The sequence below is a fragment of the Jiella soli genome, from assembly GCF_020615385.1.
In the GTDB taxonomy this organism is placed as follows: Bacteria; Pseudomonadota; Alphaproteobacteria; order Rhizobiales; family Rhizobiaceae; genus VKMB-3413.
Map to the genome: position 1 here is coordinate 37,152 of NZ_JAJAVB010000027.1, position 26,665 is coordinate 63,816.

The 26,665-nt window shown below is 68.3% G+C and carries 23 protein-coding genes; 7 read left to right on the forward strand and 16 right to left on the reverse strand.

Going from position 1 to position 26,665, the window contains the following annotated elements:
- The first annotated feature begins 24 nt into the window (after positions 1-24).
- The 4 genes from LH400_RS18680 (at position 25) to LH400_RS18695 (ending at position 3,622) form a co-directional block, all read left to right on the forward strand.
- Positions 25-1,341: a type I glutamate--ammonia ligase gene (locus LH400_RS18680; protein ID WP_229154659.1), complete on the forward strand. Its 1,317-nt coding sequence runs from the start codon at positions 25-27 to the stop codon at positions 1,339-1,341.
- A 26-nt stretch (positions 1,342-1,367) separates the two neighbouring features.
- Positions 1,368-2,108, forward strand: a complete 741-nt coding sequence (locus tag LH400_RS18685; protein ID WP_229154661.1) for an SDR family NAD(P)-dependent oxidoreductase — start codon at positions 1,368-1,370, stop codon at positions 2,106-2,108.
- 78 nt (positions 2,109-2,186) lie between these two features.
- Positions 2,187-2,948 carry an RraA family protein gene (locus LH400_RS18690; protein ID WP_229154663.1) on the forward strand — a complete coding sequence of 254 codons (762 nt, stop codon included), beginning with the start codon at positions 2,187-2,189 and terminating at the stop codon, positions 2,946-2,948.
- A gap of 26 nt (positions 2,949-2,974) precedes the next feature.
- On the forward strand, positions 2,975-3,622 hold the full coding sequence (locus tag LH400_RS18695; protein WP_229154665.1) for a cysteine hydrolase family protein: 648 nt from the start codon (positions 2,975-2,977) through the stop codon (positions 3,620-3,622).
- A gap of 115 nt (positions 3,623-3,737) precedes the next feature.
- On the opposite strand, the gene LH400_RS18700 is transcribed toward LH400_RS18695, so the two are convergent.
- Genes LH400_RS18700 through LH400_RS18740 form a run of 9 tightly spaced genes read right to left on the reverse strand, consistent with a single transcriptional unit; the run spans position 3,738 to position 14,368 of the window.
- Positions 3,738-4,892, reverse strand: a complete 1,155-nt coding sequence (locus LH400_RS18700; RefSeq protein ID WP_229154667.1) for a M20 family metallopeptidase — start codon at positions 4,890-4,892, stop codon at positions 3,738-3,740.
- Positions 4,889-7,282 carry a penicillin acylase family protein gene (locus LH400_RS18705; protein ID WP_229154669.1) on the reverse strand — a complete coding sequence of 798 codons (2,394 nt, stop codon included), beginning with the start codon at positions 7,280-7,282 and terminating at the stop codon, positions 4,889-4,891. The genes LH400_RS18700 and LH400_RS18705 overlap by 4 nt, the downstream gene beginning before the upstream one ends.
- Before the next feature lie 7 nt (positions 7,283-7,289).
- Positions 7,290-8,267 (reverse strand): ABC transporter ATP-binding protein, encoded by a 978-nt coding sequence (locus tag LH400_RS18710; protein ID WP_229154670.1) that lies wholly within the window; start codon positions 8,265-8,267, stop codon positions 7,290-7,292.
- Entirely contained in the window at positions 8,264-9,259 is a 996-nt protein-coding gene (locus LH400_RS18715; RefSeq protein WP_229154671.1) for an ABC transporter ATP-binding protein, read from the reverse strand. Before LH400_RS18715 ends, LH400_RS18710 begins: the two co-directional genes overlap by 4 nt.
- Before the next feature lie 15 nt (positions 9,260-9,274).
- Complete coding sequence (locus tag LH400_RS18720; RefSeq protein ID WP_229154672.1) at positions 9,275-10,063, reverse strand: SDR family NAD(P)-dependent oxidoreductase; 789 nt, start codon at positions 10,061-10,063, stop codon at positions 9,275-9,277.
- 12 nt (positions 10,064-10,075) lie between these two features.
- Positions 10,076-10,942, reverse strand: coding sequence for an ABC transporter permease (locus LH400_RS18725; RefSeq protein ID WP_229154673.1), 867 nt, complete (start codon positions 10,940-10,942; stop codon positions 10,076-10,078).
- Between the two features lie 10 nt (positions 10,943-10,952).
- Positions 10,953-11,873, reverse strand: a complete 921-nt coding sequence (locus tag LH400_RS18730) for an ABC transporter permease (protein WP_229154674.1) — start codon at positions 11,871-11,873, stop codon at positions 10,953-10,955.
- A gap of 22 nt (positions 11,874-11,895) precedes the next feature.
- Positions 11,896-13,389, reverse strand: a complete 1,494-nt coding sequence (locus LH400_RS18735; RefSeq protein ID WP_229154675.1) for an ABC transporter substrate-binding protein — start codon at positions 13,387-13,389, stop codon at positions 11,896-11,898.
- A 49-nt stretch (positions 13,390-13,438) separates the two neighbouring features.
- Complete coding sequence (locus LH400_RS18740; RefSeq protein WP_229154676.1) at positions 13,439-14,368, reverse strand: polysaccharide deacetylase family protein; 930 nt, start codon at positions 14,366-14,368, stop codon at positions 13,439-13,441.
- Between the two features lie 147 nt (positions 14,369-14,515).
- Between LH400_RS18740 and LH400_RS18745 the strand changes: the two genes are divergently transcribed.
- Positions 14,516-15,271, forward strand: coding sequence for an IclR family transcriptional regulator (locus LH400_RS18745; protein WP_229154678.1), 756 nt, complete (start codon positions 14,516-14,518; stop codon positions 15,269-15,271).
- A 173-nt stretch (positions 15,272-15,444) separates the two neighbouring features.
- Here the strand turns inward: LH400_RS18745 and LH400_RS18750 are convergent, their stop codons facing one another.
- The 7 genes from LH400_RS18750 to LH400_RS18780 form a co-directional block, all read right to left on the reverse strand.
- Positions 15,445-16,671: a pyridoxal-phosphate-dependent aminotransferase family protein gene (locus LH400_RS18750; protein ID WP_229154680.1), complete on the reverse strand. Its 1,227-nt coding sequence runs from the start codon at positions 16,669-16,671 to the stop codon at positions 15,445-15,447.
- 448 nt (positions 16,672-17,119) lie between these two features.
- The gene (locus tag LH400_RS18755; RefSeq protein WP_229154682.1) at positions 17,120-18,385 is read right to left on the reverse strand and encodes a glycerate kinase type-2 family protein; all 1,266 of its coding nucleotides are present in this window, start codon (positions 18,383-18,385) and stop codon (positions 17,120-17,122) included.
- Positions 18,375-19,346 (reverse strand): 2-hydroxyacid dehydrogenase, encoded by a 972-nt coding sequence (locus tag LH400_RS18760; protein WP_229154684.1) that lies wholly within the window; start codon positions 19,344-19,346, stop codon positions 18,375-18,377. Before LH400_RS18760 ends, LH400_RS18755 begins: the two co-directional genes overlap by 11 nt.
- Positions 19,347-19,349: 3 nt before the next feature.
- Complete coding sequence (sucD, locus tag LH400_RS18765; protein ID WP_229154686.1) at positions 19,350-20,249, reverse strand: succinate--CoA ligase subunit alpha; 900 nt, start codon at positions 20,247-20,249, stop codon at positions 19,350-19,352.
- 17 nt (positions 20,250-20,266) lie between these two features.
- Entirely contained in the window at positions 20,267-21,448 is a 1,182-nt protein-coding gene (locus tag LH400_RS18770) for a malate--CoA ligase subunit beta (protein WP_229154688.1), read from the reverse strand.
- 97 nt (positions 21,449-21,545) lie between these two features.
- Positions 21,546-22,490, reverse strand: a complete 945-nt coding sequence (locus tag LH400_RS18775; protein WP_229154690.1) for an HpcH/HpaI aldolase/citrate lyase family protein — start codon at positions 22,488-22,490, stop codon at positions 21,546-21,548.
- A gap of 320 nt (positions 22,491-22,810) precedes the next feature.
- Positions 22,811-23,440, reverse strand: coding sequence for a LuxR C-terminal-related transcriptional regulator (locus LH400_RS18780; RefSeq protein ID WP_229154692.1), 630 nt, complete (start codon positions 23,438-23,440; stop codon positions 22,811-22,813).
- A gap of 284 nt (positions 23,441-23,724) precedes the next feature.
- Between LH400_RS18780 and LH400_RS18785 the strand changes: the two genes are divergently transcribed.
- Entirely contained in the window at positions 23,725-25,401 is a 1,677-nt protein-coding gene (locus LH400_RS18785) for a formate--tetrahydrofolate ligase (RefSeq protein WP_229154694.1), read from the forward strand.
- Positions 25,401-26,294 carry a bifunctional methylenetetrahydrofolate dehydrogenase/methenyltetrahydrofolate cyclohydrolase FolD gene (folD, locus tag LH400_RS18790; RefSeq protein WP_229154696.1) on the forward strand — a complete coding sequence of 298 codons (894 nt, stop codon included), beginning with the start codon at positions 25,401-25,403 and terminating at the stop codon, positions 26,292-26,294. Before LH400_RS18785 ends, folD begins: the two co-directional genes overlap by 1 nt.
- The last annotated feature ends 371 nt before the right edge of the window (positions 26,295-26,665 follow it).

The window sequence follows — 26,665 nt, forward strand, 5'->3', positions numbered from 1 at the left end:
AAAGCCAGCCGAAGCGAGGCCGCCATGCTGCGTGAACCGATGACGATGCTCTGCTACACGGACCTTTCCGGGGCGGTCCGCGGCAAGGGATTTCCGACGCGGCTCCTGGAGAAGCGGCTGAAGAGCGGCATCGGCTGGACCCCGACCAACCTCATGTTCACCGCGCTCGGGACGATCGCCGACTCCGTCTGGAGTTCGTTCGGCGACCTGACGCTGATGCCGGATCCGGAGACGCGGGTCGAGGTCGACTTCGACGACGGCACGCCGGCCGAGCGCTTCTTCCTCTGCGACGTCGAGAACACCGACGGGACGCCCTGGGACTGCTGTCCGCGCACGCTCCTGAAGGACGCCGTGAAGGCGCTCCGCGACGAAACCGGCCTGGAACTGCGCGCCACGTTCGAGCACGAATTCGTCTATGCGGGCGCAAATTCTCGCACGGCCGACAATTACGCGCTCGACGCCGTCCGCCGCCATGGCGCGTTCGGCGAGACGTTTCTCGCCGCCCTGGCGGCGGCGGGCCATCTCGCCGACAGCTACCTGCCGGAATTCGCTGCGGGACAGTTCGAGGTGACGGTGCCGCCGGCGCCCGCGCTCGCCGCCTGCGACGGCGCAGTCGTGCTCCGCGAGATGGCGCGGGCGACGGCGTGGCGGCTCGGCTCCTCCGTCAGCTTCTCGCCACGCCTGTCCCCGGAGGGTCTCGGCAGCGGCGTCCACATTCATTTCAGCCTGTGGGACGAGGCCGGCAATCCGGTCAGCCACGATGCCTCCCGCGCGCATGGCGTCGGCGAGAAGGCCGGAAATTTCCTCGCCGGCATCGTCAGCCACATGCCGGCGCTGCTCGCCTTCACCGCCCCCTCGCCCGTCTCCTATCTCCGCCTCGTCCCGCACGCCTGGACCGGAATCTGGTCGAACATCGGCGTGCGCGACCGCGAAGCCGGCATCCGGATCTGCCCGACCTTCGGGGGGTCGGAGGAGGCGATGGCGCGGCAGTTCAACTTCGAGTACCGCGCCGCGGACGCGACCGCCAATCCCTACCTCGCCCTCGCCGTCATCATCCGCGCCGGTCTGGCGGGGCTGAGGGACGGGTGCGCGATGCCGGAGCCGACGGTCGAGGAGGATCCGGAGGCGATGAGCGAAGAGGCGCGGCAGGCCCGCGGCATCGTCCGCCTGCCGTCCTCCGTCGATCAGGCCTTCGCCGCGCTCGAAGCGGACGAGACGGTGAAGAGCTTCCTGCCGAAGCCGCTGCTCGCCGCCTATCTCGCGAACAAGAGGGCGGAGTTCGAGATCGGCCGGACATGGACGCCCGAGGAAATCTGCCGGCGCTATGCCGAGGTCTACTGAACGAAGCGGCGAGAGGAGCGCGGACCATGGGTAAGCTCGACCGACGGATCGCCGTGGTCACCGGGGCCGCGACGGGACTCGGGCGCGGCATTGCCGAACTCTATGCGAGCGAGGGCGCAGAAATCGTGATCGTCGATCGCAACGGGCAAGGCGCCGAGCGCGTGGCCGCGGCGATCCGCGCCACCGGCCGGCGCAGCCTCGCCCTCGAGGCGGATGTCGGCGACGAGGAATCCGTCGATCGGGCGTTCCGGAGGGTGGCGGAGGAGTTCGGCGCGCCGGACATTCTGGTCAACAATGCCGGCATCGTCACCGTTTCGCTGCTGGAGGACATGGCGACGGCGACCTTCGACGAGATGATCCGGATCGACCTCAAGAGCGTCTTCCTGTGCACCCGCGCGGTGCTGCCGGCGATGCGGGCGAAGGGCTACGGCCGGATCGTCAACATCGCCTCGCAGATCGCCTACAAGGGCGCCGAGGGCATGACGCACTACGCGGCGGCCAAGGCGGGGGTCGTCGGGCTGACCCGTTCGCTGGCCTACGAGGTGACGCGGCACGGCATCGCCGTCAACGCGATCTGCCCCGGCCCGATCGACACCGACATGAAGCTGCCGCCGGAATGGGCGGCGAAGAAGCAGTCTGAGCTGGTGATCGGCCGGCAGGGCACGGTGGGCGAGGTCGCGCCGACCGCGCTTCTCCTCGCCTGCGAGGACGCCGCCTTCTATGTCGGCGCGACGTTCCATCCGAACGGCGGCGACATCATGGTCTAGGGCCGCGCGCCCTCCGGTCGCTTAACCGGTTCCCGACCGCCGAGCCGCATCCTCCGATATCCGCCAGGAAGACCTCGCATGACCGATCGCAGCGAAATCGCCAAACGCCTGAAGGACATCCCGACGACGCTCGCGGCGGATATCCTGAAGGACGAGGCCCTCTTCGAGCGCAGCGTATCCGGCCTCGCGCCGATGACGGCGGGCTCCGGACGGTTCGCCGGCACGGTGCGGACGATCGCCTTCCTGCCCGGACGGCCGGAGCTGCGCGGGCGGGCGGGGCCGCCGCTGAACTTCTCGGCGATCGACGCGCTGGAGCCCGGCGAGGTGCTGGTGCTTGCCGCCGGCGGCTCGATGCGCGGCGCGATCCTCGGCGACATGCTGGCGACGCGGGCGCATGAGCGGGGCGCAGCCGGCGCCGTCGTCGACGGCGCGGTCCGAGACCTCGCCGGCATGGAGGAGGCGCGGCTCCCGGTCTTCGCCCGCGGCGTCGCGCCGATGGCCGCTCATGCGACGCTGGTGCCGGTCGCGGTGAACACGCAGGTCCGGTTCGGCGACGTCGCCGTTCTGCCGGACGACTGGGTGCTCGCCGACGAGGACGGCGTCCTCGTCCTGCCGCTCTCTCTGGTCGAGCGCCTGATCGAGCGCCACGCGGCGGCCTCGGTGAAGGAGCGGTTCTCGCGCCAGCTCCTGCTTGCCGGCTTCGCCCTTGCCGAGGTCTTCCCCCTGCCGGCCGCGCTGGAGCCGTTCCTGAAGGACTTCGCCAAGACCGAAAGAGTGCCGACGGCCGAGACCGTGAGGCAGGCGATCGGCGACCGGTCGCCTGCCCGCCATCCGAAGTGACCCGCCGCCAGCCGAAGAGGCCGCCCATGCAACGCCCCGAAGACGCAGCCCTCAGCCGCAAACGCCCGTTCGACCCCAAGCGCACCTGCCTGCTCCTGATCGACACCCAGAACTACGTCTGGAACGAAGAGGTGGCGGCCCGCCTGCCCGAATTCGACCGCACGGTCCGCAGCAGCGTGATCCCGAACCTGCAGCGCCTGATCGCCGGCTTCCGCGAGGCCGGCGCCGAGGTGATGTACACGGTGATGGAGAACCTCACCCGCGACGGGCGCGACCGCAGCCTGGACTACAAGCTGTCGAACTTCTTCATCGCGAAGGGCTCCTGGGAGGCGAAGGTGTTCGAAGCCGTCGCACCCGGCGAGGACGATATCGTCCTGCCGAAGACCTCGTCCGGCGTCTTCAACTCGACCAATATCGAATACCTGCTGCGCAACATCGGCATCGACACGCTGGTGATCACCGGCTTCCTCACCGACCAATGCGTCGACCATACCGTGCGGGACGCCGCCGATCGCGGCTTCTATCCGGTCTGCATCTCCGACGCCTGCGCCACTCATTCAGAGGCAAGGCACCGCAACGCCCTCGCCGCCTTCGCCGGCTATTGCCGCACGCTGACCACCGAGGAGCTTCTTGCGGAGCTTCCGGGATCGCAGGGTTCGCGCTCCTCCGGATAAGCCGCCGGGAAGCCGGTTCCGCCAGCCACAGCCGCGGCGGAGGTTGGGGCCTGCCACCGCCGCCGCGCCGGCCCTGGTGGCCTCGCCTCGGCGCGTGTCGGGCGGGAGCCGGCCTTCAGTCCGCCAAGCGGCTCAGCATCAGATTGGCGAGGAGCGCCGTGCGGGCGGCGAGCGAGTCCGTCAGGATATGCTCGGAGTGCGTATGGGCGCCGGCGCCGTCGGCGCCGAGACCGTCGAGCGTCGGCACGCCCATCGCCGCGGTGAAATTGCCGTCCGAGCCCCCGCCCGTCACCTGTCCCTTCAGGTCGAGGCCGAGATCCCTGCCGAGGGCCGCCGCCTTGTCGAACAGGCGCCGGGCCGCGGCGCTCTGGGTGAAGGGCGGCCGGTTGAGGCCGCCGGCGACCTCGATCGCGATGTCCGGATCGCTCGGGGCGAGCCCCTCGACGATGGCGAGGATCTCGGCCGCCGCCTCGGCGTCCGGAAGGCGGATGTCGACGGCAAGCCGGCATTCGGCGGGAACCACGTTGCGCCCGGTGCCGCCCTGGATGGTGCCGACGGTGACGGTGACGCCGCGGGCCGGATCGTTCAGCGCCTCCAGCTGCAGCACCAGCCTGGCAGCCTCGCGGATCGCACTCCGCCCGTCCTGCGGCCGCGTGCCGGCATGCGAGGCGCGGCCGGTGACGAGGATGTCGATCATGGCGACGCCCTTGCGGGCGACGACGATCTGGCCGCCGTCGCGCGCCGGCTCGACGACGAGGACATGGGAGGCTCGCTTGGCCGCCGCCTCGATCAGCGGACGCGAACTCTTGCTGCCCACCTCCTCGTCGGAAACGAGGAGGATCTCCACCGGCGGCAATTCCGCTCCGGCCCGCTTCGCGGCGAGTTCCAGCGCGTGGAGCGCCATCAGCGCCCCCGACTTCATGTCGTAGATGCCGGGACCGAAGATCCGCCCGTCCGTCTCGCGCCAGGGCAGATCCCGCTCCAGCGTGCCGACGGGATGGACCGTGTCGAGATGGGCGAGGATCAGCAGCCGGTCGGCGTCGGCCTCGGGATCAAAGGTAACGGAGAGAATGTCGCCATAGCCCATCGTGCCGGCGGTCCGCCGGACGGAAAGTCCGTTGGCGCGCGCCCGATCGGCGACCCGGTCGGCGAGGCGATTGACGCGCTGCGGCTCGCGGGACGGCGTCTCGATCTCCACCCAGGCCCGCAGCTCGGTGAGGAAGGCGCCAAGGTCGATATCGGTCGCGGCGAAGAGCGAGGCGCCGGTCATGCGCCGCGCTCCGCGAGACCGGCCGGAACGAGCTGGATCAGCATTTGCGTTTCCTCGGCAATGCGCGACTCGCTGTAGAGGAGCGGGACGTAGCCGCCGGTCGCCCAGAGCGGGGCGAGATCGCCGTAATGGGGCGAAGCGGGGTCGCCGGACTGGCCCGGCGCGTTGACGCAGATGCTCGCGTCCCAGTCGCCGACATCCATCACGAGGCGCACCGAGGCGCCGGCGATCACCCGGAAGTCGGACATGCGATAGCCGGCATGCATCGGGGTCGAGCGGCTGCCGCCGAGCGGCAGCGGGCCGACGTCCCATCCGGCCTCGCCCTCTTTTCTCAGAGACGTCGCGGCGTGCTCGAAATAGGCCTGGTGGAGATCGCCCCAGCGCCAGCCTGCCGGATCCTCGCCGAGGCGCCTGCGGCAGTCGGCGAAGGCGGCGGCGAGCGTCTCTGCGAGCATATGGTCGCGGGCCGCAATCGGCTCCGAACCGAAGCGCGCGTCCGGCGCCTCCAAGAGGGCCAGCAGGCTCTCGGCATGCCCCGGCTGGAGCAGCGCCCGGACCTTGGCATCCGGCGCCATCTTCGCCAGCAGCGCCGGCCGCAGATGCTTCATCCACCAGACTTCGAACAGCGCCGCCTCGGCGCTGCCTGCCGCGAGTGCGCCGTCCCAGCCGGCAAGGAGGTCGAGCGCCGCCGCCGCGTCCCCCGTGGCTCCGGCCTTCACCCCGTCCGATGTCAACAGCCGGGACAGCCGGACCGCCGGCAGCGAGACGACATCGTTCTGCAGCCGGCCCGCGGCTTCCAGCGAATGCGCGGGGTCTTCGCGCAGGACGGCCTTGATCCGCTCGGCCCGGCTCGGCTCGACCCATTCATAGCCGATGCCCGGCGCATCCGATGCGCGGTCGCCAGGCAGGTTCATCTCGTTGGCGGTCGCGACGAAACCCTCGGCCGGATTGACGAGATGCGGCAGGTCCTTCGCCGGCAGGAACCCGTCCCATTCGTGGCTGCCGTCGCCCGGCACCGGCAGGAGGCCGTTCCAGTTGCGCCGGACCGGCGTGAAACCGGCGGCATACCAGGCGACGTCGCCGGTGGTGTCGGCGCAGACATGGTTGACCGAGGGCGTCCCCCAATGCGTGAGGGCCGCGCCGAAATCGGCGACGCTCCCGGCCCGCATGGCCGAGAGGCTGCCGAGATAGGCCGAGGCGCCGGGCTCCAGCCAGACCGAGCGGACGGCGACCGCCCGCTGCCTCACACGGTCCTCGTGAAGCACCGGGCCATGCCGGGTGAAGGAGAGCGTCAGGTCCTGCGGCTCATGTCCCTTGACGTCGAAGCTCTCGCGGATGCGGCGGAACGGCTCGAACCCGTCGCGATAGCGGTAACGGTCCGGATCGCCGGCCTTGGTCTCGTAGACATAGACGTCCTCCTGGTCGGCGCCGAAGATCGTCAGGCCGAAGGCGGTGGTGCCGTTATGGCCGATCGAGATGCCGGGCGCCGAGGGCTCGCCCGCCCCGATCGCGTCGAAGCCGGGGGCGGTCAGGTGGACGAGGTAGCGCAGCGACGGGACAGCCTGCGCCCGGTGCGGATCGGAGGCGACGATCGGCCGGCCGGTCGCGGTGCGCGAGCCGTGGACCACCCAGTTGTTCGAGCCCTCCTCCGTCGTCGCGCGGACGATGTCGCCGAGATCGGTCACCTCGGTCCAGCGCCAGGCCTCGTCCATCGTCGCGGCGAGGCGTTCGGTCTCGAAGGTCACCGGAGCGGTGGCGAGCTTGAACAGGCGCAGCGCTGCCATCGGCACATCGGCGAGGTCGAGGCCCGGTACCGCCGCCAGATTGGCCGGCGGGTCGATGCGGCTGCGCAGCGCGTCGGTCGCCGCGTCGCTCCGCGACAGGACATTCGCCCGGACGATCTCGGAGACGGCATTGCGGGTCAGGGCGTGGGTGCGGATACGCACGACGTCCTCCGCCTGCCAGCGCGCGGGGCGCGTGCCGAACAGCGAGAATTCCGGCGACAGCCGCGCAGGCTCGCGCTCGGTCAGCGCGACATAGGCGTTGATCCCCGCGGCGAAGGCCCGGCAGATCGCCTCGGCGTCCGCCGAATAGGCCGCCCATTCGGCGACCATGTCCCCGCGATAGAGGAAGTGCCGGGCGGCATGGTCCTGCGCCAGATAGCCGGGGCCGAAGTCGGCGGCGAGCAGGCCGAGCCCGCGCTTGCGCCACAGATCGATCTGCCAGAGGCGGTCGCGGGCGGCATTGAAGCCCTGGAGGAAGAAGAGGTCGGCCTCGCTGGCGGCCTTCAGATGCGGAATACCCCAGCGATCGACCCGGATCTCGGCGGCCTCGTAGAGACCGTCGACGGCGATCGCCTCGCTGTCGGCTCTGGCAGAGGGATCGGGCATGCAGACCTCAGGCGTGATGGCAGGCGACGCGCGCACCGTCCGGCCGCGGCGTCAATTCGGGACGTTCGCTCAGGCAGATGTCGGTCGCGAGCGGACAACGGGTGTGGAAGGGACAGCCGGACGGGATGTTGGCGGGACTCGGCAGCTCGCCGGAGAGGACGTAGCGCTGCTTGGCGCGCTGGACGGCCGGGTTCGCCTCCGGCACCGCCGACATCAGTGCCCGCGTGTAGGGGTGCTTCGGGTCGGCGAAGAAGGTCTCGCGCGCCGCCTCCTCGACGATCCGGCCGAGATACATCACCACGACCCGGTCGGCGATGTGCCGCACGACGGAGAGGTCGTGCGAGACGAAGAGATAGGCGACGCCGGTGCGCTTCTGCAGCGCGACGAGGAGGTTGAGGATCTGCGCCCGGACCGAAACGTCGAGCGCCGAGACCGGTTCGTCGCAGATGACGAGTTCGGGCTCGAGCGCCAGCGCCCTTGCGATGACGACGCGCTGGCGCTGGCCGCCGGAGAACTGATGCGGATAGCGTTCGGCATGTTCGGGCCTGAGGCCCACCTGCGTCAGGAGCTCGCCGACCCTCCGCTTCAGCTTGGCGCCGCGGGCGATGCCGCGCACGAGCAGCGGCTCGCCGATCGTCGCGCCGATGGTGGAACGCGGATCGAGCGACAGCGCCGGATCCTGGAAGATCATCTGCACCCGCCGGCGAATGGCGTTCAGCTGCCGGCGGCTCGCCCCGTTCACCTCCTGGCCGGCGATCTTGATACTGCCGGCGGTCGGCTTCTGCAGGCCGACGATGGCGTTCGAGAGGGTGGATTTGCCGCAGCCGGATTCGCCGACCAGCGCCACGGTCTCGCCCGCCGCGATGGCGAGGTCGACGCCGTTGACCGCCTTGACGGTCGAGGCCGGCTTGCCGAACAGGCTGGCACGGCCGGCAAAATGGACCGTGACGTCATGCGTCTCGAGGACGATCGTTGCGTCCGTCATGCCGCGGCCCTCGTGATCTCGTGGACCTTGTCGCGGTGCCAGCAGGCCGTGCGGTGGCCGGGGCGCTCCTCGAACAGGGGCGGCTGCTCGGCGCGGCACTTGTCGCTCGCCAGCGGGCAGCGGCCGGCAAAGCGGCAGCCGGCGCCGAACTCCTCCGGTGAGGGCACCGTCCCGTCGATGGTCGCGAGTTCGGCCTTCGGCGCGACATCGAGCCGCGGCACGGAGGCGAGCAGCAGCGCCGTATAGGGATGGGCGGGCCGCGCGAAGAGGTCGTGGACCGGCGCGATCTCGGCGATCCGCCCGGCATACATCACCGCGACATGGTCGGCGATGTCGGCGACGACGCCCATGTCGTGGGTGATGAGGACGATCGAGGTGCCGCGATCGGCGACCAGCTTCTTCATCACGTCGAGGATCTGCGCCTGGATGGTGACGTCGAGCGCCGTCGTCGGCTCGTCGGCGACGAGGACGCGGGGGCCGCAGATCAGCGCGATGGCGATCATGATGCGCTGGCACATGCCGCCGGAGAGTTCGAACGGATATTGGTGCAGCCGCCGGTCCGGATCGGGAATGCCGACGGCATCGAGCATGTCGCGCGCCCGCGACATCGCCTCTGCGCGCCCTACCCGCTGATGCTGGCGCAGCGCTTCCGCGATCTGCGAGCCGACCGTCGTCAGGGGATCGAGCGAGGCGCTCGGTTCCTGGAATATGATCGAGATGTCCTTGCCGCGCGCCTTGCGCAGGGCGCGCTCCGGCAGGGCCGCGAGATCGGTATCGCCGAGGAGGACGCGGCCGCTCTTCAGCCGCGCGACGTCCGGCAGGAGCCCGAGCAGAGCGTAGGAGGTCAGCGACTTGCCGCAGCCGGATTCGCCGACCAGCGCCATCACCTCGCCGGGCTGGACGGCGAAGGTGACGCCGTCGACGACGCTGGCGCCTGAGATCTCGATGGTGAGGTTCTCGACCGACAGGAGCGGCCGGCTGATATCCGACATCCGAAAGTCCGTTCCTCAGGCCGTTCCGGGCGTCTTGCCGAGTTCGCCGCTCTCATAGGTGCCGATCGAATTGCCGCCGTCGACGGAGAGCACCGCGCCGGTGACGAACGAGGCCTTGCTGGAGCAGAGAAAGGCGATGGCCGACGGCGCGTCCTCAGGGCCGCTGACGCGGCCGAGCGGGATGCGCTTCTTCATCCGCTCGACATAGTCGTCCGACAGCGTCGAGACCTGCGAACCCGGCGCGAAGCCCGGCTCGACGACGTTGACGCGGATGCGATGCGGCGCGAGCTCCAGCGCGAGGCCCTTGGAGAAGCGCTCCAGCGCGGTCTTCGAGGTGCAGTAGGCGACCGATCCGTTGCGCATCTGCCGGGCGGCGCCGGACGAGATGTTGACGATCGAGCCTTCCCGCCCTTCCGCGATCATCAGCTTCGCCATCTCGCGGCTGACGAGGAACGGCGCCCGCAGATTGACGCCGAAGATCCGGTCCCAGTCGGCGACGTCGATGTCGAGGAGACCGTATTTCGGATAGAGGCCGGCATTGTTGACGACGATGTCCGGCGCGCCCCAGCGCGCCTTTACGAGGCCGGCGAGATCGAGGATCGAGTCCGCCTCGGTCAGTTCCGTCGCGTGGGTGAGCGTCGTCGCCGGATCGAGCTTCAGTTCCGCGACCACGGCCTCCAATTCGTCGGCCCGGCGGTCGGAGAGGCACAGATGCGCGCCTTCCCCCGCGAAATGCGCCGCGATCCAGCGGCCGAAGACGCCGGCGGCGCCGGTGACCAGGACGGACTTGCCTTGAAATTCCATATGGGATGAGCCTCAGCGGATTCGAGAGCGGGGATCGAGCCGGTCGCGCAGCCAATCTCCCAGGACGTTGACGGACAGAACGAGCAGGACGAGGCAACCGCCGGGAAAGGCGACGATCCACCAGGCGCGTTCGACATATTGCCGGCCGACGCTCATGATCGAGCCCCAGCTGGAGGCCGGCGGCTGGATGCCGAGGCCAAGGAAGGAAAGCCCCGCCTCGAACAGGATCATCAGGCCGAATTCGGATGTCGCGACGATCAGGATCGGGCCGGCGATGTTCGGCAGGACGTGGCGGAAGAGAATGCGCAGCGCCCCTGCCCCGGCGAGTTCCGAGGCCTTGATGAAGGGCAGGTTCGCCACCTGCAGCGTCTGTGCGTAGGCGACGCGGGTATAGCGCGGCCAACGCGTCAGGCCGAGCACCAGGACGAGCTTGAAGAAGCCCGGCCCCAGCACCGCGACGGTAAGGACCGCCAAGAGGATCGCCGGGATCGACAGCATGATGTCGACGAGGCGCATGACGACGATGTCCACCCAGCCGCGGAACCAGCCGGCGATCATGCCGAGCGTGACCCCGACCAGCGTCGAGACGAAGACCGACAGGAGCGCCACGCCGAGCGAGACGCGGGCGCCGTAGAGGATACGCGAGAGGAGATCGCGCCCGAGATCGTCGGTGCCGAGGAGATAGGTGACGCCGCCGCGGCCGATCGTGCCGGGGCCCTTCAGCCGCGACAGCAGCGCCTGGCGATCCGGATCGGCCGGTGCGATCCAGGGCGCCAGGATCGCCGCGGCGACGATCACCGCGATGATCACGGCGACGACGAGGATCGAGACGGGCACGCGCGAAGTGTGCCGGCGGAGGGCGAGAAAGGCATTCGTCATGGAAGCTGCCTCACCGCGCAAGCCGGATGCGCGGGTCGATCGCGGCATAGGCGAAATCCGCGGCCACGCTGGTCGCGACATAGATGAATGAGATCAGGAGCACGATGACCTGCACCACGAGGAAGTCGCGCGACTGGATCGACTGGATCGCGAGTTGGCCGATCCCCGGCCAGGCGAAGACCGTCTCGACGATGACGGCGCCGGCCAAAAGATTGCCGATCTCGAGCGCGGCGACGGTGATGACGGGGACGGCCGAATTGCGCAGGACGTGCCGCAGGACGACGGCCCGCATCGACAGGCCCCTCGCCCGCGCGGCCCGGACATAGTCCTTGCCGAGTTCGTCGACCATGGCGATGCGCATCATCCGCGCGAAGGTGGACATGGACAGCGCGCCGAGCGCGATCGAGGGCATGATCAGGGAACTGAAGCTGCCGACGCCGGAGGTCGGCAGCCAGCGGAGCTGAACCGCGAAGACGAGGATCAGCAGAATGCCGGAGAGAAAGGTCGGCACGCTCTGCCCGGTGAGGACGACGGCCGCGAGAGCGCGCTCGACCAGCGTGCCCTTGTTCGCGGCCATCAGGATGCCGACCGGGAGGCCGACGCCGAGGGCGACGACCAGCGCCCCGGCGGCGAGTTCGATCGTGTAGGGCAGCCGCGACAGGACGATGTCGATGGCCGGCACGCGCTGGACCACCGAGACGCCGAAGTCGAATTGGGCGAGGCCGGCAAGATAGGCGAGATACTGCGTCAGGAGCGGCTGGTCGAAGCCGAGCTGATGACGCAGCGCCGCGATCTCCTCGGCCGAGGCGCCCTGCGGTACCAGGAGCAGCGTCGGATCTCCGGAGAAGTGCATCACCACGAAGACGATGGTGATGACCCCGAAGATCGCGACCGCCGCCTGGATCAGCCGGCCGATGGCATATCGTAGCATGTCGGCCTCGCCCCGCCCGCGCCTATTGCTGCCAGCTCATGTCCATGACGAACATCGACTCGTTCGGCGTCGGCTGCCATTCGAGATGGCTGCTCGCGCCATAGACCGCATAGTCCTGGTAGAGGCCGAGACCGGGCACGTCCTCGCGCAGGATCTTGTAGGCGGTCACGTAGTCCTTCTGCCGGGCGTCCTGGTCGAGCGTCGAGCGGGCGGCGTCGACCGCCTTGTCGAAGTCGGGATTGGAGTATTTCGCCCAGGTGCTGCCGGTGCGGAACAGCGGATAGATGATCCCGTCGGCGTCCTGGCAGGCGCAGGACCAGCGGCCGAAGGCGATGCTGCCGGCATTCGCCGGATCGCCCTGGCGGCGGCGCAGGAAGGTCGCCTGATCGCTCGAGACGATCTCGGTGTCGAGCCCGACATCGTTCAGCATCTGCTGGATCGCCTCGACCATCGCCCGGCTGTAGGAGGGCGAGGTCAGGAACTCGATCTTGGCGCCCTCGGCTCCGGCTTCCTTGATCAGCTCCTTGGCCTTTTCCGGATCGTAGTCGTAGCCCTTCACATCCTCGGTATAGCCGAAGACCGGCGGCGCGCCGATCACGTCGACCGGCTTGCCATAGCCCTCGAGCAGCGCTTCGACGAGGCCCTGCTTGTCGATCGCATAGGCGATCGCCTTGCGCACCCGGACATCCTTCGTCGGGCCGCTTTCGGCGTTGATGTAGAGGTAGCCGACCCGTTCGGTGGGAACCGACAGGATCTTGATGCCCGTCTCGTTCTTCAGGCTGACCGCCTGGTCCGGCGGCACGTCGCGCACGAGATCGGCCTGCCCCGTGCGCAGATCCGCGATTCGGGTGGAGACGTCCGGCACGGCCCTGAAGGTGACCTTCTGGAACGGCGGCTTGCCGCCCCAGTAATTCTCGTTGGCCTTCAGCTCGGTACGCACGCCATCCTGATGGCTGACGAAGGCATAGGGCCCGCTGCCGATCGGCTCGGCGTTGAGGCCGGCGTCGCCGACCTTCTCGACATAGGCCTTCGGCACGATGGACAGCTTGACGAGCTGTGCCAGGAGGGCCGGATAGGGCGACTTGGTCGTGATCCGCACCGTGTTCGGCCCGGTCGCCTGGGCCTTCTCGATCTGGCTGAACTGCGAGAACTGCGGGCTCTTGAGCTCGGGATCGATGATCCGGTTGACGCTGAAGGCGACGTCTTCCGCAGTCAGCTTGCTGCCGTCATGGAAGGTCACGCCCTCCCGGATGTCGAAGTCGATCGTCTTGTCGTCGACATATTTCCAGGCCGTCGCGATCTGCGGCACGACCTTGCCGTCGGAGCCGCGCGTGACGAGGTTGTCGAAGATGTTGCGGTAGACCGAATAGCTGTCGGTGTTCCACTGCAGATGAGGATCGAGCGTGGCCGCATCGTTCGGCAGGTCGATCGTCAGCGTCTCCTTGGCCGTTTGGGCGAAGGCCGGAGCGGCGAGAATGCCCATTGCGAGGGCGGTTGCGGTGAGCAGTCTGAGCAACGGTGTTCCCTTTCGTCCTGTGTTGAAGATGATCTTCGGCTAGCCGGCCTCAGCAGGCGGTCGTTCCGGCCTCGGAGGCGCAGAAGCGCGCGACCTCGGCATGGGTGGCGAACCAGACGTCGCCCTTGGCCTTCGCGTGGCGGATGATCTCGTCGAGGATGAAGATCCGCGAGCGATGGCCGACATGGTGCGGATGCAGGGTCACCTGGAACAGGCCGCCCTCTTCGAAGGCTAGGTCGACCTCGCGCCGGAGGATGTCGAGGAGCATCGCCGGGCCGCCATAGGGGCGCGCGCTCGCCATGCGATCCATGTTGAAATAGGGCGCATCGTCGCGGATCCACTCCACCGGGATCTCGACCACTCCGGTCGCCTCGCCCTTCTCCAGAAGCTCGTAGGGTTCGTCGTCCGCCATCAGCGAGGAATCGTAGAGAAGCCCCATCTCGCGGATAATGGCGAGCGTATACGGGGAGAAGTCCCAGGAGGCGGTGCGCATCCCCACGGGCCGCGTGCCGGACAGCCGCTCCAGGGCGTCGGCCGCCCGCAGCGAGAGATCGCGCTCGGTCTCATGGTCGAGGACCGAATTGAACTCGTGGATCCAGGAGTGGATGCCGATCTCGTGGCCGGCACCGGCCACCCGGCGAACCTCCTCCGGGTGGAGCATGGCCGAGACCGCGGGCATGAAGATCGATGCGGGCACGCCGTGCCGTTCGAGCACGTCGAGGATCCGGGGCATGCCGGACCGCGCGCCGTACTGGCCCTGGCTCATGCGCCCCGCCGAAGCGCCGCCATTGCGCAGGTCGATCGTCTCGTGATCGGAATCGAAGGAAAGCGCCACCGCCATGCGGGCGCCGTCCTTCCAGGCGGCGGGCTTCAGCGACCGACCCGCCCGCACGCTCGCCACGCGCTCGCGCCAGATCGCTTCTGCCCAGGTCCAGGGCTTCTTCGGGTCGACCGGCTCGGAGGAAAGATTCGACGGCATTCGGTCCTGTCCGCTGCAGTGGGAAGAGATGCCGCGCCTCGCGAAGCCGTATCGAGCCGTGTCCTGGCCGAGTCAGCTCTGGCGCTTCTCTATGCAGGGAGGTTATGAGCCCAGGAAGTGGTCAGCAACCGGGGTGCGTTCACATACATGAACTCCGAGGTGAAGAGCGCGGGGCGGGTTCTGGATCTTCTGGAGTTCCTCGCCGGCTGCCGCGAGCCCGTCTCGTTCAGCGCCGTGGTGGCCGCGCTCGGCTGCCCGAAGAGCAGCGCGCACGCCCTTCTCCAGACGCTGATCGGGCGTGGCCATGTCGTGCAGGACCGCAGCGGGCGCTATCTGTTGGTCGAGGCCAGCCGCCACGGCTTCCCCTTCCGGCCAAGCGAGGAGCCGCTGGTGGCGCGGGCGCTCCCCATCATGGAGCGGCTTCGCGACGTCTCGGGTGAGACGGTGCTCTTGTCGACGATGAACGCGCGCGGCGACGTCCGCAGGCTCGCCAAATCCGTCAGCCGCCAGCCGGTCCGCTACGATGTCGACCTGCAGTCGCCGATCGCCGTCTACTGCACCGCCACCGGCCGCGCTCTCCTCGCCTTTCGTGGCGACGACGAGATCGAAGCCTATCTCGACCGGGTCAGCCTCCTCTCCTACACCGGCTTCACGGTCACCGATCGGGAGGAGCTGCTCGCCGTCCTCGCCGAGGTTCGCCGGCGCGGCTATGCGATCAACGATCAGGAGTTCATCACCGGCTCGACCGGCGTCGCGGCCCCGATCCGCGACAAGGCCGGCATCGTCATCGCCGCCCTCAATCTCGGCACGCTGACCAGCCGCTTCCGCGAGCGTGAGGCCGAGCTCTGCCGCCTCGTCGTAGAGGCGGCCGCCAGCCTCTCGGGGTGCGAGAGGCCACGATAGCGCAGGGCACCGCCGCCGCCGACCGCTCCGCCAGAGGTGTCCACTGGCGAGATCGCCCCGGGCGTTCCCCTCGCGGCCGCGAGACGGCTGCCCCGCGACAGTACCGATGTATGCGGCCGGCGACCTGCCGAGCGGGCCGATGATCATCGGCCTCGGCGGCGCCGACCGGCGCATCACGCGAGGCGGCGCTTCAGTTCCTTGATTGCCGCCTCGATGTCGGTGGCGGTGTCGAAGCGGTTCAGCATCTCGCCGAAACGGCGGACGATGGTGGAGAGATCGTCTTCGGACGTGAGGTTCAGGATCCCGACGCGCACCTGGGTCGGCTCGGAGAGCGTCGGCCAGATGCCGAAGCCTTCGGCCCGGCAGGCGTTGACGAACTCCTTCTCCCGGCCCTTCATGTCACCCGGCAGGTCGAGCACGATGAGGCTGGTCATGTTGGAGGTGACCGTGCAGCCCATTGATTCCAGGGCCGCGCGCAAAGCCTTCTCGGCCGTGCGGTAGCGCTCCGCCCGCTGCAGGAGGCCCTGCTCCAGCACCATGCGCAGCGCCTCGTGAAAGGAGGCGACGGCATAGGGAGAATGGGTGCGGTGATAGGTGCCCTTCTCGACGTCCTTGCCGTCGATGATGCCCCAGTGGCGGGCTTCCATGATCGGATGATGGACGAAGCTGCGGGCGCCGACCTTCCTCAGCTCGGCGATGTAGCGGTCCGAGAAGCTGACCGGCGCATAGGTGAGCGGCAGCGCCATCATGCCCTTCTGCGGGCAGGAGGCCCAGCCGACGATCCCGGGATAGTCATCGATCTTCATTTCGGCGATGCCGAGCGAGGAGACGGCGTCGATGAGGCCCATCGTGCCATGCTTCTCGCAGGCATCGGAAAATCCCCGGATGTCGTTGATCCGGCCGGAGCCGGTCTCCCAATGCGCCATGGCCGCCCATTTCGGCTTGTGCTCGGCGAGGGCCATCTCGACGATCTCGCCGGTGACGGACTGGCCGTGCGGCACGCGGATGGTGACGACAGAAGCCGCCTGCGGATTGAGGGAATCCGCCCGCAGTTCCTCCTCCGTCGCGGCCTTCATCCGAACGGATAGTTCGTCGATACCCGAAAAGGTGCCGTTGACGAACATGACGATCCTGTCACCCGGATGGACCACCGAGAACATCGCGTCGAGCCCGCTCCAGCCGGTCCCGGCGATGCCGAAGGTGTGGATGTTCCGCGTGCCGAAGATGTCGCGCAGCATCTCCTTGCATTCGACCATGCCGCGCAAGACGTCCGGCTGCATGTGGTCGGCAACGCCCGGGCTCGTATAGGCCTCGAGCACCCGCTCGGCCGTGTTGCCGGGACCTGGGCCCGCGGCGATGGTGTGGGGAATGTCCAGCCGCGGAAAGACGGGCGCGTTCATGGTGGTCTCCTCCTCTTCGTGCGGGCCGCATGTCGCGATCGCTAGCGTGACGCCCGTGCGCCGGCCGGCGAACGGGCTCCCTGCGTCCTCCGGCTTCAACAGAAGGCGCGGCGCCCCGTTTGGCCACGCCCGCGCGGGTGTTTCCTGCTGCCCCATCGGGTACCCCGCCCGACCGCAACGGATAGCGTTCGGGCGAACCGCGGGTGACGAGCCTCTATCGCCGACGCGTCATGCACAGATTGCGAGGGCACGGCGGCAGGATGCGCTCACGCGCGAGGTCGCGTGACGGAGAGCGAAGGCAGCTGAGCATCGATCCCGCCCTGCGAGGAGATGCGAGCAGGCCGACGGCCACGACCAGCAGCGCCCCCGAACGATCACCGCCTGTCGAACGGAGCGCCACTCTCTGCGCGGACAGCATCCGATTCTCAAAGCAGAGAGCGGGCTCCGGTCAGGCCATCAGCGCGATCTGGATGTCAGCGACATTGGTGCCGGTCGTCCCGGTCGTCAGGAGGTCGCCTGCAGCGGCGAGCGCATGATAGGCGTCGTTGCGGGTAAGATGGACGACGGGATCGACGCCCGCTGCCTTCAGGCGATCGAGCGTTCCGCCATCGACGATCCCGCCGGCCGCGTCCGTCGGCCCGTCGCGCCCGTCCGTTCCGCCCGAAAGAAAGGCCCAGGCGCGCCGCAGCGGACGATCCGCTTCGGCCAGCGCCAACCGCAGGGCGAATTCCTGGTTTCGCCCGCCCAGCCCGTCGCCGACGACCTGGACCGTGGTCTCGCCGCCGGAGACGATCGCGACCGGACCGGCCTCGCCCGCCTGTTCCTGAAGAAGCGCGAAGACTTCCGCCACCGCTTCGCCGACATCGCCGCCGAGCCAACCGGGCCGCACCACGACCCGGAATCCCGCATCCGAAAGGTGCCGCGCGACGGCCTCGACCGAGCGGGCATTGCTGGCGACGACCCGGCTGACGACGCGCGACGAGGGCGGGCGGGTCTTTCCTGCCGCGATCGCCGCCATCACGGCCGGCGGCACCCTGTCCGTCAGCCGATGGCGTTCGAGAACGTCCCGGGCGTCGAGCCCGGCCTCGCTCCATGCGGTCGGGCCGGAAGCGATCGTCGCGGGATCGTCGCCCGGCACGTCCGAAACGATCAGCGAGATCACGCTGGCGGGCGACGCCACCGCCGCGAGGCCGCCGCCCTTGAGGCGGGACAAGGCGCGGCGCACCGCGTTCATCTCGGTGATGTCGGCGCCCGAGCGCAGGAGGAGGTCGGTGACGGCGGTCTTGTCGGCGAGCGTCAGCCCCTCGCGCGGCGCAACGCCGAGAGCGGAGCCGCCGCCGGATATGAGCGCGAGGAGAACGTCACCCTCTCCCGCGGCCTCGGCGAGCGCGAGCAGCGCCTCGCCGCCCTCGGCGCTGCCGGCATTCGGCAAAGGATGGCCGCCGGCGATTACCCGGCAGGAGGCGACCGGCCGCGCGGCGGCATCGGTAGTGACGACGACACCGCCCGCGATCGGACGGCCGAGTTCGGCGATCGCCGCCTCGGCCATCGTCGAAGCCGCCTTGCCGAGAGCCGCGACGAAGACACGCTTCGCAGCGGCAAGATCCGCGCGGCGCTCGGCCATCGCCGCTCTCACAGCCTCAGCGGGGTCGGCCGCCGCAACGGCAACCGCGAAGGCCTCCCGCAGCGCCGGCCTGAGCGCGTCAGGCGACACGATTGGGCGGCTCCTTTCCGGCGAAGAAGGCGTCGAGATTGTCCGCCACCATCATGCCCATCGCCTCGCGCGTTGCCCGTGTCGCGCTGCCGAGATGCGGCAGGAGCACGGCGTTCGTCTCAAGGAGCGGCGGCGGGATCGTCGGCTCGCCCTCGTAGACGTCGAGCCCCGCACCGGCGATCGTGCCGCCGAGAAGTGCCTCGGCAAGGGCAGCGGCATCCACCACCTCGCCGCGCGCCGTGTTCACCAGGATCGCCGTCGGCTTCATCATCGCGAGCCGCTCGGCGTTGATCAAGTGATAGTTCTCCTTGCCGCCCGGCATGTGCAGCGAGACGACGTCGGCCTCGCGAAGCACGGCCTCGATCGAATCGCGGGCCTCGGCCTTGGATTCGGCCGCAAGCTCCCGCTTCACCGGAAAGGCGTCATAGTAGATCACCTTCATGCCGAAGCCATGATGAGCGCGCCTGGCGGCCGTCCGGCCGATCCGGCCGAAGCCGAGGATGCCGAAGGTCGCGCCGGAGACCTTGGTCCCGACCATGTGGGTCGGCCGCCAACCGGCCCATTTGCCGGCCCGCACCTCACGCTCGCCCTCCGATGCCCGACGCGCCGCCATCAGCATGAGGGTGATCGCCAGATCCGCCGTGCATTCGGACAGGACGTCCGGCGTGTTGGTGACGACGATGCCGGCCGCCTTGGCCGCATCGGTGTCGATATGGCTGAAGCCGACGCCGTAATTGCCGAGGATCTTCGCCCGCGGCGTCCCGGCGGGAAAAATGTCGGCGGGGAGCTTGTCGCTCACCGTCGGGCAGATCGCGTCATATTCGGAAAAGGCGCTCGCGATCGCTTCCGGCGCCATCGGCACGTCGTCCGCGTTGAGCGTCGCGTCATATGTCCGGGACAGCCGGTCCTCCACCGGTTTCGGCCAGCTGCGGGTGACGAGGATCCTCTGCTTCGTGGTCATGATTCAGGCCGCCTGCTTCATCTTGTCGAGGAGATTGGCGACCGTCTCGCCGAAGGCGGAGGGGTGGGGGATGATGTGGTGGCCGCAGGCGCGGATGATCTCCACCTTCTCCTGCGCCGACTCGCCCTCGCCCGATACGATCGCGCCGGCATGGCCCATCCGCTTGCCCTTCGGCGCCGAAAGGCCGGCGACATAGGCGAGCAGCGGCTTGGAGAAATTCTCCTTCGCCCAGTGCGCCGCGTCCACTTCCTGCGGACCGCCGATCTCGCCGATCATCACGACCGCATCGGTCTCCTCGTCCTTTTCGAACAGTTCGAGAAGGTCGCGGAAGGACGAGCCGTTGATCGGATCGCCGCCGATGCCGACGCTGGTCGACACGCCGATGCCGTGCGCCTTCATCTGGCTCGCCGCCTCGTAGCTGAGCGTGCCCGAGCGCGCGACGATGCCGATGCGTCCGGGCGCGTAGATCGAGCCCGGCATGATCCCCATCATCGCCTGGCCGGCGGTGATCATGCCCGCGCAGTTCGGCCCCATCAGCATCATTCGGCTTTCGGCGCGGTAGCGGCGCATGTATCGCTTCACCCGCATCATGTCCTGGGCGGGAATGCCGTCGGTGATGCACACGCAGGTCTTGATGCCGCTGTCGGCCGCTTCCATGATCGAATCGGCGGCGAAGGGCGGCGGCACGAAGACGATCGACGCCTGCGCGCCGGTCTCGGCGACGGCGCCCTTGACGGTCGAGAAGACCGGCAGGCCAAGATGGGTGGTGCCGCCCTTGCCGGGCGTCACGCCGCCGACGACGTTCGTGCCGTAGGCCTTCATCTCCTCGGTATGGAAACTGCCGATCCGCCCCGTGATCCCCTGTACCAGGACCTTGGTCTCTTTGGTGAGCAGAATAGCCATCTTGACAAGTCCTCCCGTCAGGCCGCGGCGCTCTGGCCGAGCTTCTTCCATTCGGCGACCGCCATCTCGGCGGCCTCTGCCAGCGTGTCGGCGACGATCACGTCCGGCGCCTTCTCGGCGAGGATCCGCCTGCCCTCCTCCACCTTGGTTCCGGAGAGGCGCACGATCAACGGCAGATCGAGCCCCACCTCCTCGCGCGCCCGGACGACGCCCTCGGCCACCCAGTCGCAGCGGTTGATGCCGGCGAAGATGTTGACCAGGATCACCTTGACGTTCTTGTCCTGCAGGACCGCACGGAAGCTCTTGGCCACCCGCTCGGGGCTGGCGCCGCCGCCAATGTCGAGGAAGTTCGCGGGCTCGCCGCCCGACAGCTTGATCATGTCGAGCGTCGCCATGGCGAGGCCGGCGCCGTTGATGATGCAGCCGATCTCTCCGTCGAGGCCGACATAGCTGAGGCCGCGGTCGGAGGCGAAGGTCTCGCGCGGATCCTCCTGGCTCTTGTCGCGCATCTCGGAGATGTTCGGGCGTCGGAACAGCGCGTTCTCGTCGAAGCTCATCTTGCAGTCGAGGGCGACGAGTTCGTCCTTCGAGACGACCAGCGGGTTGATCTCCAGCATGGTGGCGTCGAAGTCGCGGAAGACGCGGTAGCAGGCGAGCAGCGTGTCGGTCGCCTTGGTCACCATGGAGCCGTCGAGGCCGAGGCCGAAGGCGAGTTCGCGGGCCTGGAACTTCTGCATCCCCGCCCCGGGATCGACGGTGATGGTGATCAGGCTGTCGGGCTCGGTCTCGGCGATGTCCTCGATCTCCATGCCGCCCGAGGCCGACGCCATGATCTTGATGCGCTCCGCCTTCCGGTCGAGAACGATGCCGAGATAGAGTTCGCGCTCGATCGGCACCGTCTCCTCGATATAGAGGCGGTTGACGAGATTGCCCTTCGGACCGGTCTGCCTGGTCACGAGGCGCCGGCCCATGAGCCTGTCGGCGGCGCCCTCCACCTCTTCCTCGCTGCGGCACAGGATGATGCCGCCGGCCTTGCCGCGCGCGCCGGAGTGGATCTGCGCCTTGACCACCCAGGCCTCGCCGCCGATCTCGCTCGCCCGGTAGCGCGCCTGTTCCGGACTGTAGGCGATACCGCCGCGCGGCAGCTTCACCCCGTGGGTGGCGAGAAGCTCTTTCGCCTGGAACTCGTGGATGTTCATCGGGGCCTCCTCCCTCGGAGCATGATGCCGGAACGAGTGTCCGCGGCACAATGGTCCGTCGAACGTTAGACTGGGTCCGCGCCGGCGCGGGCGGTGTTCAGCCCGCGCGGGCGCGGATGGCGTCGTCGACCGCGATGACGTTCATGGCCATGCGCTCGGACGCGGCGTCGATCATCTTGCCGTCGAGGCTCGCCGCGCCCTTGCCCGCCGCGGCCGCCTCCTTCAGCGCCGCCAGGATGCGCCGGGCCTTGTCGACCTCGCCCGAAAGCGGCGAGAACTCGTCGTTCGCGAGCGCGATCTGGCTCGGATGGATCGCCCACTTGCCCTCGATGCCGAGCGCCGCGCCACGCTTGGCGGCGGCGCGGTACTCGTCCGGATCGGAGAAGTCGCCGAACGGGCCGTCGATCGGCCTGAGACCATAGGCTCGGCAGGCGACCGTCATGCGCGAGAGCGCGAAGTGCCACTGGTCGCCGGGATAGTCGGGGTGCAGGCCGCCGATATTGACGGTGCGGGCCTTGTTGAAGGCGGCATAGTCGGCAACGCCGAAATGCAGCGCCTCGAGGCGCGAGGGCATGGCGGCGATCGCCTCGACATTGGCCATGCCGAGCGGGGTCTCGATGAGCGCCTCGATGCCGACCTTGTTCCTGTAGCCCTTGGCCATCTCGATCTGGTTGAGCAGCGCCTCGACCATGTAGACGTCAGCGGGAACGCCCACCTTCGGGATCATCACCATGTCGAGCCTGTGGCCGGCCTGCTCCATCACGTCGACGACGTCGCGATACATGTAGTGGGTGTCGAGACCGTTGATGCGGACCGACATCGTCTTGTCCTTGGCCTTCCAGTCGATGTCGTTCAGCGCCTCGATGATGTTCTTGCGCGCCCGCTCCTTGTCGTCCGGCGCAACGGCGTCCTCGATGTCGAGGAAGATGCAGTCGGCAGCGCTGTCGGCCGCCTTCTCGATCATTGCGGGGTTGGATCCCGGCACGGCGAGCGTCGAGCGCTGGACGCGCATTTTCCGCAGATTGTGGATTGAGTGGCTCATGCGTGATCCTCCCCTTTGCAGATCGACCGTCCGGCCCTTGAAGCCGGCCGCCTCCCGCCGCGGGTGCGGGCGGCGCCTCGGAGGCTCGACCATCCGGCGAACACCGGCGGCTCGGCCCGGGCTTCCGGTCGATCTCCTCCCGCCTGCTTCCCGCCGCCAGGATTAGCGCCCGGGCGCAGGCGGCGGCGACACACGGGCGGATAGAAACTCACCGTCCTCGGATCACCTCCGCCCTACCCGTTCGGAGAACCGCTGCGGCGTTTCGACCGGTTCCAGCGCTCTGCGCCGCGCCGGACGAGGGTGTCACGACCAGCCGAGTCTCAGTTCTGCACCTCGCGGGTCCACAGCGCGACGGCCATGGATCGGTTGCGCACGTTGAGCTTCTCGTAGATGTTCTTGAGGTAGTATTTTACCGTATTCTCCGACATGCCGATCCGATTGGCGATCTGCTGGTTCGTCCAGCCGCGCGAGAGGATGTCGAGGAGCTCGCGCTCGCGCGCGTTGAGCGCGGCGAGCGGCGTGTCGTTCACCGAGGCGAGGTCGATATAGGGAATGCAGATATGGCCGGCGGCGACGGCGCGCAGCGTCGTGAAGAAGATACCGATGTCCTCCTGCTGATAGCAGTAGCCGCGCGCGCCGAGCCGGACCGCCTGGCGAAGCGCGGAAGGTTCGCGGTTGTTGCTGAACACCACGGAGCGGATGGTGCTGTTCTTCGCCTTCAGGCGGCGCAACACGTCCACCGCCTTCATATCCGACAGTTCCCAGGCGATGACGGCAAGATCGATACCATCTTCCGAAGCGGTGATGAGATCGGTGCCGCGATCGCTGATGCGGGCGAGCGACAAATCGGCTTCCGCGGCGACGAGGCCCGTGATGGCCGACACCACCAGCGGATTGGCCTCCAGAAGAAAGACACGCGTCGCCTGCGATCGCAGATGATCCTCCGCCATCGGCCCCTCCCGTAATGCGTGCCCTCCTGCTTTCCGCTTAATAGACGAAAGGTTTGTCCTTGTCTTTTTTCCGATCGGACGGCGAGCGGCGACGCGGCGCTTTCCGACCGATCAGGCCGGTCTACCCGAACGGGCGGATTTCTCCCGCCATCCGGTAGTGGGCTCGCGCCTTTCCTTCGCCGACAATATGACGCGGCACCCTTGTGCGCTCGCCGGGAGGATTAAGGGGGGCCGATAGGAAGAGACGAGCGTCGATTAAGACCACGCCTGGACCGGGAGGAGAGATGGGCCAGCCAACCGACATCGAGATTGCGCGCGCCGCCACGAAGCGGCCGATTCAGGAAATCGGAGCAAAGCTCGGAATAGTGGCCGAATCGCTGCTGCCATACGGTCACGACAAGGCGAAGGTCTCGGCCGACTTCATCGCCGCGCAGGCGGGCAAGCCCGATGGCAAGCTCATCCTGGTGACGGCGATCAACCCCACCCCGGCCGGCGAGGGCAAGACGACGACGACCGTCGGCCTCGGCGACGGGCTGAATCGCATCGGCAAGCGCGCGGCCATCTGCATCCGCGAGGCTTCGCTCGGACCCAATTTCGGCATGAAGGGCGGCGCGGCCGGCGGCGGCTATGCCCAGATCGTACCGATGGAGGAGATGAACCTCCATTTCACCGGCGACTTTCACGCGATCACGTCGGCGCACAATCTGCTCGCGGCGATGATCGACAACCACATCTACTGGGGCAACGATCTCGAGATCGACCTTCGGCGGGTCGGCTGGCGGCGCGTCCTCGACATGAACGATCGGGCCCTGCGGCAGGTGGTGAGCTCGCTGGGTGGCGTTGCCAACGGCTTTCCCCGCGAGACCGGATTCGACATCACCGTCGCCTCGGAGGTGATGGCGATCCTCTGCCTCGCCGCGGATCTGAAGGATTTGAAGCGACGTCTCGGCGACATGATCGTCGCCTATCGCCGCGACAAGAGCCCGGTGACGGCCCGCGACATCGGGGCGGACGGCGCGATGACGGTGCTTCTCAAGGATGCCATGCAGCCGAACCTCGTGCAGACGCTCGAGAACAACCCCGCCTTCGTCCATGGCGGCCCGTTCGCCAACATTGCCCATGGCTGCAACTCGGTCGTCGCGACGAGAACGGCGCTGAAACTTGCCGACTACGTCGTCACCGAGGCCGGCTTCGGCGCCGATCTCGGAGCGGAGAAGTTCTTCGACATCAAGTGCCGCAAGGCCGGCCTGAGGCCGGCCGCGGCGGTCATCGTCGCGACCTGCCGCGCGCTGAAGATGAATGGCGGCGTCGCCAAGGCCGATCTTGGCACCGAGAACGTCGAGGCGCTCACCGCCGGCTGCGCCAATCTCGCGCGCCACATCGAGAATGTCAGGGGCTTCGGCGTGCCGGTCGTCGTGGCGATCAACCACTTCGTCTCCGACACCGAGGCGGAGATCGCGGCGCTGAAGGACGCCGTGGCAAGCCTCGGCGTCGAGGCGGTGCTGTGCAAGCACTGGGCGATGGGCAGCGCCGGGATCGAGGAGCTTGCGGCGCGCGTCGCGGAACTCGCCGATGGCGGCGAGGCCGACTTCCGCCCGCTCTACCCGGCTGAGATGCCGCTCTTCGAAAAGATCGAAACCATCGCCAAGCGCATCTACCGGGCCGGCGAGATCGTCGCCGACGAGAGCATCCGCCGGCAGCTGAAGGAATGGGAAGAGGCCGGGTACGGCGATCTGCCGATCTGCATGGCGAAGACGCAGTATTCCTTCACCACCGATCCCAATGTGCGCGGCGCGCCGAGCGGCCATTCGCTTCCCGTCCGCGAGGTTCGCCTGTCGGCGGGCGCGGGATTCGTCGTCGCGATCTGCGGAGAGATCATGACCATGCCGGGATTGCCGCGCGTTCCCGCGGCGCAGTCGATCACCCTCAACGAGGACGGCAATATCGAGGGGCTGTTCTGATGGCCGCGAAGGTGATCGACGGAAAGGCGCTCGCCGCCAGGCTTCGCGAGCGCGTCAAGGCGCATGTGACGCGCCTCGTGGAGGAACACGCGGTACAGCCGGGTCTTGCCGTCGTGCTCGTCGGGGAGAACCCGGCGAGCGAAGTCTATGTCCGCTCGAAGGGCAAGGCGACGAAGGAGGCGGGCATGAAGTCCGTCGAGCACAAGCTCGACGCGGCCACGTCCGAAGCCGATCTCCTGGCTCTGATCGACAGGCTCAATCGCGACGCGACGATCCACGGCATCCTGGTCCAGCTGCCGGTGCCCGACCACATCGACGCGGACAAGGTGCTCGCTGCCATCGATCCGGCGAAGGACGTCGACGGCTTCCACATCTCCAATGTCGGCCTGCTCGGAACCGGGCAGAAGGCGATGGTGCCCTGCACGCCGCTCGGATGCCTGATGATGCTGCGCGAGGAGCTCGGGAGCCTGTCGGGAATGGAAGCCGTGGTGATCGGCCGGTCGAACATCGTGGGCAAGCCGATGGCGCAGCTCCTGCTGAAGGACAGCTGCACCGTCACCATCGCCCATTCGCGCACCAGAGACCTGCCCGGCGTCGTCCGCCGCGCCGACATCGTGGTCGCCGCAGTCGGGCGGCCGACCATGGTGACGGCACAGTGGATCAAGCCCGGCGCGACGGTCATCGACGTCGGCATCAACCGGATCGAGAAGGAAGACGGCGGCACCCGCCTCGTCGGCGATGTCGACTATGAGGACGTCGCGAAGATCGCCGGCGCGATCACACCGGTGCCGGGCGGCGTCGGCCCGATGACCATCGCCTGCCTCCTCGCCAACACGGTGACGGCCTGCTGCCGCACGCACGGCCTCGCCGAGCCCGAAGGCCTCACCGCCTGACCCCGTTCGCCTCCCAAGCGAAGACCGGAAGCGGGCCGGGAAGGCGTCGATCCTTCCCGGCCCGCTCTTCGTTTCGAGACCGGCGGAGCGGCTTTACCTCGCAGCGGCGAAACGCCGGGGATGATCGCGCCCAGTGCGTAGCGAATAACGGGCAGAAGTCAGCAGCGGCGGCCAACGCCCTGCGTGGCTCACGCACGCATATGCGGATGCCGCGACAAGCCGATGTTTCGCCGGCTCGCTGGCCGAGACACGGCAAGGCGAGTTCTCGAACTATCGAGTAAGCTGGGAAAATTCGAGGAAGTGGTGCCCCAAGCCGGCTCATAGCATCCTGTTACGTCATTGATTTCAATGATTTTTCTCAAAACTCGTTA